The sequence below is a fragment of the Pseudomonas sp. YuFO8 genome, assembly GCF_035065025.1.
Lineage (GTDB): Bacteria > Pseudomonadota > Gammaproteobacteria > Pseudomonadales > Pseudomonadaceae > Aquipseudomonas > Aquipseudomonas putida_AE.
This window is the reverse complement of the sequence record NZ_JAXDEQ010000013.1, coordinates 160,578-173,880: the sequence shown is the minus strand read 5'-3', so window position 1 is coordinate 173,880 and position 13,303 is coordinate 160,578. Positions and strand designations below refer to the sequence as shown.

The window sequence follows — 13,303 nt, the reverse complement described above, 5'->3', positions numbered from 1 at the left end:
TTTAAAAGCGGGTAGACAGTGGGGGCGAGTCCATACATAGGAGCTGGCTTGCCAGCGAAGGCGGTGGGTCAGTCGACAAATGTGTTGAATGACAAACCGTCTTCGCTGGCAAGCCAGCTCCTACAGTTTTGCGTGGGTGTTTAAACCACGACTTCCAGCGGCGCCTGCTGGCTGCTGTCAAACGTCAGGTATTGCACCAGCTCCGCCAACGGCAACGGCTTGCTGATCAGATACCCCTGCACCTGATCGCAATCGAACCCGCGCAACAATTCCAGTTGCTCCGGTGTCTCCACGCCTTCGGCGACGACTTCCAGTTTGAGGTTGTGCGCCAGGTTGATCATCGCGTGCACCAGCTGGCGGTTTTCTTCGCGCTGTTCCATGCCGCCGACAAAGCTCTTGTCGATCTTCAGCAGCGTGATCGGCAGGCTGTTGAGGTGCACGAACGAGGAAAAGCCGGTGCCGAAGTCATCGAGGGAGAAGCGCACGCCCAGGCGGCCAAGGGCGTCCATGGTTTGCTTGACCAGGTCGCTGCGGCGCATGACAGCGGTTTCGGTCAGCTCGAACTCCAGCCACTGCGCCTCGACTCCGCGCTCGGCAATCAGCCGGCTCAGGGTCGAGAGCAACTGACTGTCCTGGAACTGCCGGAACGACAGGTTGATCGCCATGTGCAATGGCGGCAAACCCAGCTCAAGCAACGCCTGCATGTCGCGCAACGCCCGGGAAATGACCCAGTAACCCAGCGGCACAATCAAACCGCTCTGTTCGGCCAGCGGCACGAATTCGCTCGGTGGCAACAAGCCGCGCTCAGCATGACGCCAGCGCACCAGGGCTTCGAGGCCGACGATCTGCCCGTCTTCAAGGTTCATTCGGGGCTGGTAATGCAGTTCCAGCTCATCACGGCGCAAGGCCCGGCGTAGCTCGGTTTCGAGGTCGGCGATGCTGCGGGCGTTGCGGTTGATGCGCTCGTTGAAAATATGAAACGTACAGCCTTGGGTGCTCTTGGCCTGCTGCATGGCGATATGCGCGTGCCACATCAGGGGGTCGGCGCCAGCCTGTGCCCGTGCATGGGCAATGCCCAGGCTGGAGCCGATCAGCAGGCTTTCGCCGTCGATCCAATAAGGCTCGGCCAACGCTTCGGTGATGCGCTCGGCCATCCATTCGGCGCGCTGAGGAGCGCGTCGGGTGTCGATCAGCAAGGCGAACTCATCGCTGCCCAGTCGCGCCAGTTGATCACCGGCTTCAAGCTGGCCTTTGAGCCGCGCGACCACCTGCAGGATCAGGCGATCACCGGCCTGATGGCCGAGGGCATCGTTGGCGTAACGGAAGTTGTCGAGGTCCAGGTGACCGAGGGCCAGGCCGCGACCATCGTTTTCCGCCAGGCGCGCCGTCAGCAAGGTCTGGAAACCCTGGCGGTTGGCGATGCCAGTCAGCGGATCCTGCTCGGCCAGGCGCTGCAGGGTGGTTTCCAGTACGCCGCGCTCACGCACATGGCGCAGGCAACGGCGCAGCATGCCCGGGTCGAGATGGTCGCGTACCAGCCAGTCACTTACACCGTCGGGCGGGGTCAGGGGCTCATGCTCGAGCAGCAATACCGTCGGCAAGCAGCAACGACCGGCCGCCGGCTGGAGGGCCGGGATCGTCAACAACACCGCGCTGCGGTTGTCATCGAACAGACTGCTGACCGATTCCCAGCTCGGCGCACTGATGAGCACGGCCGAGCTCCCCATCGGAGCCAGACACTCGCGCAACAACGCTGCCCACGCTGGCTCTTCGGCCAGTAGCAGCAAACGCAAGGGTTCGACAGGCGTAGACAAGCTAGCTCCCTAGACTCTGCATGGATGTAGGCGACCGCATTATGCCGCGCCAATCCCTAATGACCAATGGACATGGCCTTCAAACGAGGCCTTTGTATCAGGAAATTACCAACATTAGACGCGAATTCGTTGCGCATCCTGCGTGAAAGTAACAAAACCGGCAAATACAGATCGCGTTGTACGTCACAAGTCGGACAGAGCAGCACAATTCGCTGAGCCTGTTAAAATGCCGGCCCATTTCGTGACTGACTCCTGAATTTACCTATGTCCCGACTCAATCCCCGGCAGCAAGAAGCCGTGAGCTATGTCGGCGGCCCTCTTTTGGTGCTCGCCGGTGCAGGCTCCGGCAAGACCAGCGTCATCACCCGAAAGATTGCCCACCTGATCCAGAACTGCGGCATCCGCGCCCAGTACATCGTCGCCATGACCTTTACCAACAAGGCCGCGCGCGAGATGAAGGAGCGGGTCGGCACCCTGCTGCGCGCCGGTGAGGGTCGCGGCCTGACGGTCTGCACCTTCCACAACCTGGGCCTGAACATCATCCGCAAGGAACACGTGCGGCTGGGCTACAAACCCGGTTTCTCGATTTTCGACGAGACCGACGTCAAGGCCCTGATGACCGACATCATGCAAAAGGAATACTCGGGCGACGACGGCGTCGACGAGATCAAGAACATGATCGGCGCCTGGAAAAACGACCTGATCCTGCCGGCCCAGGCCCTGGAAAACGCGCGCAACCCCAAGGAACAGACCGCCGCCATCGTCTACACCCACTACCAGCGCACGCTCAAGGCGTTCAACGCGGTGGACTTCGACGACCTGATCCTGCTGCCGGTGAAGCTGTTCGAAGAGCACGCCGACATCCTGGAAAAGTGGCAGAACAAGGTGCGTTACCTGCTGGTGGACGAATACCAGGACACCAACGCCAGCCAGTACCTGCTGGTGAAGATGCTGATCGGCAAGCGTAACCAGTTCACCGTGGTCGGCGACGATGACCAGTCGATCTACGCCTGGCGCGGCGCCCGCCCGGAAAACCTGATGCTGCTCAAGGACGACTACCCGTCCCTGAAAGTGGTGATGCTGGAGCAGAACTACCGCTCCACCAGCCGCATCCTGCGTTGCGCCAACGTGCTGATCTCGAACAACCCCCACGAATTCGAAAAGCAGCTGTGGAGTGAGATGGGCCACGGCGACGAGATCCGCGTGATCCGCTGCCGCAACGAAGACGCCGAAGCCGAGCGCGTGGCCGTGGAAATCCTCAGCCTGCACTTGCGCACCGACCGGCCGTACAGCGATTTCGCGATCCTGTACCGGGGTAACTACCAGGCCAAGTTGATCGAACTGAAGTTGCAGCACCACCAGGTGCCGTATCGCCTGTCCGGCGGCAACAGCTTCTTCGGCCGCCAGGAAGTGAAAGACCTGATGGCCTATTTCCGCCTGATTGTGAACCCGGACGACGACAACGCCTTCCTGCGCGTGATCAACGTCCCACGCCGGGAGATCGGTTCGACTACGTTGGAGAAGCTGGGCAACTACGCCACCGAGCGAAAAATCTCGATGTATGCCGCCACCGACGAAATCGGCCTGGGCGAGCATCTGGAAAGCCGCTTCACCGATCGCCTGTCGCGGTTCAAGCGCTTCATGGACAAGGTGCGCGAGCAATGCGCTGGCGAAGACCCGATCTCGGCTCTGCGCAGCATGGTCATGGACATCGACTACGAGAACTGGCTGCGCACCAACAGCTCCAGCGACAAGGCCGCCGATTACCGCATGGGCAACGTGTGGTTCCTGATCGAGGCGCTGAAGAACACCCTGGAGAAAGACGAAGACGGCGAGATGACCGTCGAAGACGCCATCGGCAAACTGGTGTTGCGCGATATGCTCGAGCGCCAGCAGGAAGAAGAAGATGGCGCCGAAGGCGTGCAGATGATGACCCTGCATGCCTCCAAGGGCCTGGAATTCCCCTACGTGTTCATCATGGGCATGGAAGAGGAAATCCTCCCGCACCGCTCCAGCATCGAAGCCGACACCATCGAAGAGGAGCGGCGCCTGGCCTACGTGGGCATCACCCGCGCGCGCCAGACCCTGGCCTTCACCTTCGCCGCCAAGCGCAAGCAATACGGCGAGATCATCGATTGCGCACCGAGCCGCTTCCTCGACGAACTGCCGCCGGACGACCTTGCCTGGGAAGGCAACGACGACACCCCGACCGAAGTCAAGGCCGTTCGCGGCAATAGCGCATTGGCGGATATACGCGCGATGTTAAAGCGCTAGAATTGACCACTTTTATTTAGACCTTCGGCGCAAAAGACGCCAAACGAGGACAGCTTCATGGAAGCACTGCACAAGAAAATTCGCGAAGAAGGCATCGTGCTTTCCGATCAGGTCCTGAAAGTCGACGCCTTTCTGAACCACCAGATCGACCCGGCCCTGATGAAGCTGATCGGCGATGAATTCGCCACGCTGTTCAAGGATTCGGGCATCACCAAGATTGTCACCATCGAAGCCTCGGGCATCGCCCCGGCGATCATGACCGGTCTGAACCTCGGTGTGCCGGTGATTTTCGCTCGCAAGCACCAGTCCCTGACCCTGACTGAAAACCTGCTGTCGGCGACCGTTTACTCGTTCACCAAGCAGACCGAAAGCACCGTGGCGATCTCTCCACGCCATCTGACCAGCAGCGACCGCGTGCTGATCATCGATGACTTCCTGGCCAACGGTAAGGCATCACAGGCGCTGATCTCGATCATCAAGCAGGCTGGCGCGACCGTGGCTGGCTTGGGGATCGTGATCGAGAAGTCGTTCCAGGGCGGCCGTGCGGAGCTGGATGCGCAGGGGTATCGCGTTGAGTCCCTGGCCCGTGTTCAGTCGCTGAAGGATGGCGTTGTAACCTTCATCGAATAAGCCAGCAGCACCGCATTTCCCCTGTGGGAGCCAGCCTGCTGGCTCCCACAGTTGGTTTTGCGTTGGGCGTTATTGCGCGGTGGCCTTTAGGCCGGTGAGCAGCAACCGCTGATACAAATCCTCTTTCAGCCCTTCCGGCTTCGTCAGCTGCATACGCTCCAGGTGTTCTGGGAACGATGCAGGCTCCGGCGCATCCAGCGCAGCTTTACCCAGCTCCAACACTTCACTCAGCTTGAATTTGCTCTTGAGCCAGTTCAACGCCCGCAACAGATCCCGTTCGACCTCGGTGAAATCACAGCCCAGCGGATACTCCGGAAACAGACGTGCATGCCTTGCCTGAATCGCCTGTAAACGCTCAGGTCGGTTATCGGTGAAGCGCGGATCGAGGCGAAAATCCTTGGGTAACTTACCCACCTTCTGTGCCTGCTCGATAAGCCCCGCCTGAAAGCGCGAATCACTGATATTCAGCAATGCCTCGATCACCGCCGCATCGGTTTTCCCGCGAAGGTCGGCAATGCCGTATTCGGTGACCACGATGTCCCGCAGGTGTCGCGGGATCGTGCAGTGACCGTATTCCCAGACAATGTTGGAACTGACGTCACCGCCCGACTCACGCCAGCTGCGCAGCAGCAACACCGACCGCGCCCCTTCCAGCGCATGGCCCTGGGCCACGAAGTTGTACTGCCCGCCCACACCGCTGAGCACCCGCCCGTCTTCCAGCTGATCCGCTACGCCAGCGCCCAGCAGGGTCATGGTAAATGCCGTGTTGATGAACCGCGCATCGAGCCGCTGCAAGCGTTTGAGCTCTTCCTGCCCGTATAGCTCGTTGATGTAGCTGATACGGGTCATGTTGAATTCGAGCCGCTTGCTCTGCGGCAACTCGCGCAGGCGTTGATAGAAACTGCGCGGCCCGAGGAAAAACCCGCCATGCACCGAAATGCCGTCGGTTTGCGCCGCTTCGTCGAGGGTGCCGGCATTGGCCTGCTGCTGGGTCGACACATCCGGGTACACCTTGCGCCGCACGATCCCGGCGTCGGCCAGCACCAGCAAGCCGTTGACGAACATTTCACTGCACCCGTACAGGCCCTTGGCGAACGGATCGATGCCGCCTTCGCGCTCGATCAATTGCGCCCATGGGCTGAGATCGATGTCGGTCAGCAAAGCCTTGTAAGCGTCGCTGTCGGCCTGTCGCGCCAGCAACGCAGCGGTCAACGCATCACCCATGGAACCGATGCCGATCTGCAGGGTGCCGCCATCGCGTACCAAGGTACTGGCGTGCAACCCGATGAAATGATCCTGGAAACCCACTGGCATGTTCGGCGTGGAGAACAGCGTGGTGCTGTCCTTCTCGTCGATCAGCAAGTCGAAGGTATCGATACCGACTTCGGCATCACCGGGCATGTAGGGCAAATCGTCATGCACCTGGCCGACCATCAGGATCGTCTCCCCGGCTTCCCGGCGCCTGGCGATCATCGGCAGCAGGTCGAGGGTGATGTCCGGGTTGCAGCTCAGGCTCAAGCGATCGGGATGCTCAGCATGGCTGGCCACCAATTGCGCAACCAGGTTCAAGCCGGCGGCGTTGATGTCCCGGGCGGCGTGGCTGTAGTTGCTGCTGACGTAATCCTGCTGGGCCGACGCGCTGTGGAGCAGGCTGCCCGGCTGCATGAAGAACTGCTGGATGTGAATGTTTGCCGGCAAGTTATCGCGCTGCAGGCCGGCGAGGAAATCCAGTTCCGGATAATCGCCAAAGACCCGTTCGACAAAGGGTTCGAGAAAACGCTTTTGCAATCCGTCACCCAGCGCTGGACGACCAAGGCACAGGGCGGTGTAGATCGTCAGTTGCCGCTGCGGCAATTGCGCCACACGTTGATACAGCGCGTTGACGAAAGGGTTGGGTTTGCCCAGGCCCAGGGGCAGGCCCATGTGGATATGCGCCGGCAACCGCGCCAACACCTCATCGACCGCTTGCTCGATAGAACACAGCTGTACCATCCGATCCTCCCGTACATTCCATGAAGTGGGGTTGGACCGAGCTTGCCGGGTCTTTACTGCATTGAACAGTAGGAGCTGCCGAAGGCTGCGATCTTTTGATCTTGTTTTTTAACAATCAAGATCAAAAGATCGCAGCCTGCGGCAGCTCAGGGGAAATCGCAGGCACAAAAAAGCCGCTCGCAAGCGGCTTTTTCGCGAAAGAGGCGGACCGGTTACAGGCCGGACATCTCTTTGATGGCGCCCTTCAGCTCGTCGTCGGAGCAGTCGGCGCAGGTGCCTTTTGGCGGCATCGCGTTGATACCGGTGATGGCTTTGGCGAGGATGCCATCGAGGCCGCCCTGGTGGTCGGCGCGCTCTTTCCACGCGGCCTTGTCACCGATTTTCGGCGCGCCCAGCAAGCCGGTACCGTGACAGGCATTGCAATGCTTGGCAATGACGTCTTTAGGCGCCTTGGCACCGCCACCCCCGCCAGTCGCAGCGGCGACTTCCATGCCCTTGCACTCTTTGCCCTGGACACAAACCTGGCCGACTGGCTCAAGGCGCTTGGCAATTTCGTCGTTCGTCGCAGCTTGAGCGCTGACAGCCCAGAGGGCCAATACGGTTGCTGGTGCGGCCAGCATTTTCATAATTAGATTCACGCGTTCACCCTCAATGGTGGCTAGTCACGCCTACGGCCACGGTTCGCAGGCGGGCGCAAGTATAGCGGTAAGCCCGCGACACTGAAACAACCCCAAAGTCGAAGGGGTCTTGTTGCGCAACGGTCTAACAGCTCGGGTGCCTCAGCCATGCTGGCAGGGCGCCTCTTTCCTTAAAAATTCGCGGGTGTTGCTGCGCTGATTAGTCGCGCCGGCGCATCGAACGGATTACGGAAACGATGCGGCTTGGTACTTTCAAAGTAGTAGCTATCGCCGGCTTCGAGCACAAATGTTTCAAGCCCGACCACCAGTTCCAGCCGCCCTTCCACCAAAATGCCGGTTTCCTCACCCTCATGGGTGAGCATCTCGTCACCGGTGTCGGCGCCAGGCGGGTAGATTTCATTGAGGAAGGCGATAGCCCGGCTCGGGTGAGCCCGGCCGACCAGTTTCATGGTCACTGCACCATCGGAAATATCGATCAGCTCGTTGGCTTTGTAGACGATCTGAGTCGGTTTTTCCTGGAGGATTTCTTCAGAAAAGAACTCGACCATGGACATGGGAATCCCGCCCAACACCTTCCTCAGCGAACTGATCGAGGGGCTGACGCTGTTCTTCTCGATCATCGAAATCGTGCTGTTGGTGACGCCCGCGCGTTTGGCGAGCTCACGCTGGGAAAGACCTTTGAGCTTGCGGATTGATTGCAGTCGTTCACCGACGTCCAATGCAGGAGCCTCCAGGGATTCAGGTTGTTGGAATATTGAGCGTTATCATGGCGACAGCGTTCAGTATTTACAACACTTTGACCTGAATCCTGTTCGGCGAGGCGACTTCCGGTGCCTGCCGTTTGGCCTTAGCTCCCGGAATAGAGCATTGGCACCCGGCGCAGGTTGCAGAAGATCTGGTAAGGAATCGTGCCGGCGGCGATTGCCACGTCACTGGCGAGGATGTTTTTGCCCCACAACTCGACGGTCGAACCGAGGCCGGCTTGCGGTACATCGGTCAGGTCGATGCAGAGCATGTCCATCGACACCCGGCCAATCAACTGGCTGCGTTGCCCGGCGACGAGCACCGGCGTGCCGGTGGGCGCCAACCGTGGATAGCCATCGGCGTACCCCATGGCGACTACGCCTACGCGCATCGGCTTGGGAGTGATGAACCTGGCGCCGTAGCCAATCGGCTCGCCCGCCGGCAATTCACGCACGCTGATCACTTTCGATTCGAGGGTCATCACCGGCTGCAGGCGCGAGGCCACGGCGTTGGCTTCTTCGAAAGGCGTGGCGCCGTAGAGCATGATGCCCGGACGTACCCAATCGCTCGGCACCTGCGGCCAACCGAGCACCGCCGGCGAGTTACGCAGGCTGACTTCGGCCGACAAACCCTGGCGCGCCGCTTCGAACACCGCGACCTGCTCGGCACTGGCCTGGCTGTGCAGCTCATCGGCGCGGGCGAAGTGGCTCATCAGCACGATCTTCGCCACGTTGCCGCTGGCCAGCAGGCGTTGATAGCCTGCCTGATAATCCTTCGGATGCAGGCCGACCCGGTGCATGCCCGAATCGAGCTTGAGCCAGACCGTGATCGGCTTGCTCAAGGCAGCTTTCTCGATGGCTTCGAGTTGCCACAGCGAATGCACCACGCACCAGAAATCATGCTCGACGATCAGCGACAACTCATCGGCTTCGAAAAAACCTTCCAGCAGCAACACCGGCGCGCGAATGCCCGCCGCGCGCAACTCCAGGGCCTCTTCGATGCAGGCCACGGCAAACCCGTCCGCCTCGGCTTCCAGCGCTTGGGCGCAACGCACCGCGCCATGACCATAGGCATCGGCCTTGATCACCGCGAGGGCACGGGCTCCCGTGACTTCACGGGCGATCCGGTAGTTGTGACGCAGGGCTTGAAGGTCGATCAGGGCACGGGCAGGACGCATGGCGGCAGACTTCTGGTCGGTCGTTAAAAAAAACCGGTGCTGCCGACGGCGTAAACCGCCAGTAGCACCGGAAGAGGGATCTTTCTGAGCTGTTTACTGCAAGGTAGTCATGGCGGAGCGGCTACAACCGTGGCGCGAGGCCTCATTGGTGAGCTGGCGCAGGGCTGACATGCTTTGCAGTATCCTGGGTTTTGCTGCCATAACGGGAAATATCGAGGCCTTCGGCGCTGATCTGCGGCTTTCTCTTGGCCATCAGGTCCGCCAGCAAGCGACCGGAACCGCACGCCATGGTCCAGCCGAGAGTGCCGTGACCAGTGTTCAGGAAGAGGTTCTTGAACGGGGTCGCACCGACGATCGGCGTGCCGTCCGGTGTGGTCGGACGCAGGCCGGTCCAGAAGCTGGCTTCGGCCAGGTTGCCGCCCTGAGGATAAAGGTCGTTGACGATCATCTCCAGGGTTTCCCGGCGACGCGGGTTCAGCGACAGGTCAAAACCGGCGATCTCCGCCATGCCGCCAACGCGGATGCGGTTGTCGAAACGGGTGATCGCGACCTTGTAGGTCTCGTCGAGAATGGTCGAGGTCGGGGCCATCGCCGGGTTGGTGATCGGCACGGTCAGGGAGTAACCCTTGAGTGGATACACCGGCGCCTTGATGCCGAGCGGCTTGAGCAGTTGCGGCGAGTAGCTGCCGAGCGCCAGTACGTAGCGGTCAGCGGTTTCCAGCTTGCCGTCGATCCACACGCCGTTGATACGGTCACCGGCGAAGTCGAGGCGCTGAATGTCCTGGCCGAAACGGAATTGCACACCGAGGTTGGCGGCCATTTCCGCGAGCTTGGTGGTGAACATCTGGCAGTCACCGGTCTGGTCGTTCGGCAGGCGCAAGGCACCGGCGAGGATGTCGGTGACGCTGGCCAGGGCCGGTTCGACGCGGGCAATGCCTTCGCGGTCGAGCAGTTCGAACGGCACGCCGGACTCTTTCAGCACGGCGATGTCTTTCGCGGCGCCATCAAGCTGGGCCTGGGTGCGGAACAGTTGCGTGGTACCGAGGCTGCGGCCTTCGTAGGCGATGCCGGTTTCAGCGCGCAATTCGTCGAGGCAGTCACGGCTGTACTCGGACAGGCGGACCATGCGCTCCTTGTTCACCGCGTAACGGCTGGCGGTGCAGTTGCGTAGCATCTGTGCCATCCACAGGTACTGATCGATGTCGGCAGTGGCCTTGATCGCCAGGGGTGCATGGCGCTGCAGCAGCCATTTGATGGCCTTGAGCGGCACACCCGGCGCGGCCCACGGCGAGGCATAACCCGGCGAAACCTGCCCGGCGTTGGCGAAACTGGTCTCCATGGCGGCCGCTGGCTGCCGGTCGACCACCACCACTTCAAACCCGGCACGCGCCAGATAATAAGCACTGGTGGTACCGATGACGCCGCTGCCCAAGACCATGACGCGCATTTTCATTTCCCTCATCGCGGCTAACCGCTGACGTTTGTTGTTCAGAGCTTCAGATGTGCGCAGTTTAAAAAAGATTTGCCAGTGCTTTTCACTATATAAGCGCCTATATTTGGCGACAATTCTCGGCAAAAACCCTTTTCACGGAGGCGCATCCCCTATGCGTACCAACACTCAGACCAAACGTGAGCTGGACAAGATCGACCGCAACATCCTGCGGATCCTGCAAGCGGACGGGCGCATATCCTTTACCGAGCTTGGGGAAAAAGTCGGGCTCTCGACCACGCCCTGTACCGAGCGGGTGCGCCGCCTGGAGCGCGAGGGGATCATCATGGGCTACAACGCCCGGCTTAATCCGCAGCACCTCAAGGGCAGCCTGCTGGTGTTCGTCGAGATCAGCCTCGATTACAAGTCCGGCGATACCTTCGAAGAGTTCCGGCGCGCGGTCCTGAAGCTGCCCCACGTGCTGGAGTGCCATTTGGTGTCAGGGGATTTCGACTACCTGGTGAAGGCACGGATATCCGAGATGGCCTCGTACCGCAAACTGCTGGGCGACATCCTGCTCAAGCTGCCGCATGTGCGCGAGTCCAAGAGCTATATCGTGATGGAAGAGGTGAAGGAGAGTTTGAGTTTGCCGATTCCGGATTGAAGATCAAAAGATCGCAGCCTGCGGCAGCTCCTACAGGGGAACGCAATCCCATGTAGGAGTTGCCGCAGGCTGCGATCTTTTAAACCAGCACCTGCCGATTCGAGGCCATGTACTCGAATACCTGCTTCTCCACCCGCGGATGAATCAACTCTACCGGCCCTCGCCCATTGGGGCACGGCAGGGTCTTGGTGGTGCCAAACAACCGGCAGATCAGCGGCCGCTCGTCATATACCGTGCAGCCGTTCGGCCCCAGGTGAACGCAGTTGAGTTCGTCCATCGCCGCCTCCTGCTCGGCGCGGCTCTTGCGCGGCAGACGGGACATTTCCTCCGGCGAAGTGGTTACCGGGCCGCAGCAGTCATGGCAACCGGGCACGCACTCGAACGAGGGAATCTGTTGGCGCAGCGTGCGAATTTTCTGACTGTTGCAACTCATCTAAAACACTACCGATCTCGGAACAGGGTCGGATTCTGACGTAAAAGCCCCGATCCAGACAGCACCGGCCGACCAGTGTTGCCCGCCTACGAGGTCCGGCTTATGCTCCGTCAAATTTTCCAGACGCTCGAATCAGGATCACGCACATGAATGGCCGTGCCCAGCCGCCTGCCGCGAATCACCAGCACACCGGCTCTTATTATGCCGCCAGCAGCCTGCCCCAGCCCGACCATCCGGTGCTCACCGGCGAGATGGTGGCTGACGTTTGCGTGGTCGGTGGCGGGTTCTCCGGGCTGAACACAGCGCTGGAACTGGCTGAGCGCGGCCTGAGCGTGGTGCTGCTCGAAGCCCATAAAATCGGCTGGGGCGCCAGCGGCCGCAACGGCGGGCAGTTGATTCGGGGGGTTGGCCATGGCCTGGATCAGTTTGCCAATGTGATCGGTACCGACGGCGTACGTCAGATGAAGCTCATGGGCCTGGAAGCGGTGGAAATCGTCCGACAGAGAGTCGAGCGGTTTCGCATTCCCTGCGACCTGACCTGGGGCTATTGCGACCTTGCCAACAAGCCTCGCGACCTCGAAGGCTTCGCCGAAGACGCCGAAGAACTGCGCAGTCTCGGTTACCGCTATGAAACCCGACTGCTGCAAGCCCATGAAATGCACACGGTGGTGGGCTCCAAACGCTACGTCGGCGGGCTGATCGACATGGGCTCCGGTCATCTGCATCCGCTGAACCTGGCCTTGGGCGAAGCCGCGGCCGCCCGGCAACTGGGGGCCCGGCTGTTTGAACAGTCGGCCGTCACGCGCATCGATTACGGCCCCGAGGTCAAGGTGCACACCGCCCAGGGCTCGGTCCGGGCCAAGACCCTGGTACTGGGCTGCAACGCCTACCTCAATGAACTCAATCCCGAACTCAGCGGCAAAGTGCTGCCCGCCGGCAGCTATATCATCGCCACCGAGCCTTTGAGTGAAGAGCAGGCCCACGCCCTGCTGCCGCAGAACATGGCGGTCTGCGATCAACGGGTGGCACTGGATTACTACCGACTCTCGGCGGACCGACGACTGCTGTTCGGCGGCGCCTGCCATTACTCGGGGCGAGATCCGAAAGACATTGCGGCCTATATGCGCCCGAAAATGCTGGAGGTCTTCCCGCAACTGGCCAGCGTGCGGATCGATTATCAATGGGGTGGGATGATCGGCATCGGTGCCAACCGCCTACCGCAGATCGGGCGGCTCAAGGACCAGCCGAACGTGTATTACGCCCAGGCCTATTCCGGTCATGGGGTGAACGCCACGCACCTGGCGGGCAAGCTGCTGGCCGAGGCCATCAGTGGTCAGCACGGTGGAGGCTTCGACTTGTTTGCCCAGGTGCCGCACATCACCTTCCCCGGCGGCAAGCATTTGCGCTCGCCGTTGCTGGCGTTGGGGATGTTGTGGCATCGGATGAAAGAGTTGGTCTGAACAATTCGAGGCGTCTGTACCGACGCTTTCGCGAGCAAGCCCGCTCCC

At 60.7% G+C, this 13,303-nt stretch carries 11 protein-coding genes; 4 read left to right on the top strand and 7 right to left on the bottom strand.

The window, feature by feature from the left end; all coding sequences use genetic code 11:
• Positions 1-140: 140 nt before the first annotated feature.
• The gene (locus tag SOP95_RS14445; RefSeq protein ID WP_274073704.1) at positions 141-1,814 is read right to left on the bottom strand and encodes a putative bifunctional diguanylate cyclase/phosphodiesterase; all 1,674 of its coding nucleotides are present in this window, start codon (positions 1,812-1,814) and stop codon (positions 141-143) included.
• 264 nt (positions 1,815-2,078) lie between these two features.
• Here SOP95_RS14445 and rep point away from each other — a divergent pair, with 264 nt between their 5' ends.
• Positions 2,079-4,088 carry a DNA helicase Rep gene (gene rep / locus SOP95_RS14440; RefSeq protein WP_323607405.1) on the top strand — a complete coding sequence of 670 codons (2,010 nt, stop codon included), beginning with the start codon at positions 2,079-2,081 and terminating at the stop codon, positions 4,086-4,088.
• A 57-nt stretch (positions 4,089-4,145) separates the two neighbouring features.
• Positions 4,146-4,718 (top strand): xanthine phosphoribosyltransferase, encoded by a 573-nt coding sequence (locus SOP95_RS14435; RefSeq protein WP_007934646.1) that lies wholly within the window; start codon positions 4,146-4,148, stop codon positions 4,716-4,718.
• A gap of 69 nt (positions 4,719-4,787) precedes the next feature.
• Here SOP95_RS14435 and SOP95_RS14430 read toward each other — a convergent pair whose 3' ends face one another.
• The 5 genes from SOP95_RS14430 to dadA all read right to left on the bottom strand — a co-directional run bounded on the left by SOP95_RS14430 (position 4,788) and on the right by dadA (position 10,716).
• A complete protein-coding gene (locus tag SOP95_RS14430; protein WP_323607404.1) occupies positions 4,788-6,710 on the bottom strand; it encodes an acetyl-CoA hydrolase/transferase C-terminal domain-containing protein in 1,923 nt (640 codons plus the stop codon).
• Positions 6,711-6,922: 212 nt separating this feature from the next.
• Positions 6,923-7,336, bottom strand: coding sequence for a c-type cytochrome (locus SOP95_RS14425; protein WP_323607408.1), 414 nt, complete (start codon positions 7,334-7,336; stop codon positions 6,923-6,925).
• A 182-nt stretch (positions 7,337-7,518) separates the two neighbouring features.
• Positions 7,519-8,067 (bottom strand): cupin domain-containing protein, encoded by a 549-nt coding sequence (locus SOP95_RS14420; protein ID WP_007947433.1) that lies wholly within the window; start codon positions 8,065-8,067, stop codon positions 7,519-7,521.
• A 128-nt stretch (positions 8,068-8,195) separates the two neighbouring features.
• On the bottom strand, positions 8,196-9,269 hold the full coding sequence (gene alr / locus SOP95_RS14415; protein ID WP_274073707.1) for an alanine racemase: 1,074 nt from the start codon (positions 9,267-9,269) through the stop codon (positions 8,196-8,198).
• A gap of 142 nt (positions 9,270-9,411) precedes the next feature.
• Positions 9,412-10,716 (bottom strand): D-amino acid dehydrogenase, encoded by a 1,305-nt coding sequence (gene dadA, locus SOP95_RS14410; protein ID WP_274073708.1) that lies wholly within the window; start codon positions 10,714-10,716, stop codon positions 9,412-9,414.
• 157 nt (positions 10,717-10,873) lie between these two features.
• On the opposite strand from dadA, the gene SOP95_RS14405 reads away from it, so the two are divergent.
• A complete protein-coding gene (locus tag SOP95_RS14405; RefSeq protein ID WP_003177284.1) occupies positions 10,874-11,362 on the top strand; it encodes an Lrp/AsnC ligand binding domain-containing protein in 489 nt (162 codons plus the stop codon).
• Between the two features lie 79 nt (positions 11,363-11,441).
• Here the strand turns inward: SOP95_RS14405 and SOP95_RS14400 are convergent, their stop codons facing one another.
• Entirely contained in the window at positions 11,442-11,795 is a 354-nt protein-coding gene (locus tag SOP95_RS14400; protein WP_274073709.1) for a YkgJ family cysteine cluster protein, read from the bottom strand.
• A gap of 146 nt (positions 11,796-11,941) precedes the next feature.
• Between SOP95_RS14400 and SOP95_RS14395 the strand changes: the two genes are divergently transcribed.
• Complete coding sequence (locus SOP95_RS14395) at positions 11,942-13,255, top strand: NAD(P)/FAD-dependent oxidoreductase (protein ID WP_323607403.1); 1,314 nt, start codon at positions 11,942-11,944, stop codon at positions 13,253-13,255.
• Positions 13,256-13,303: the final 48 nt, after the last annotated feature.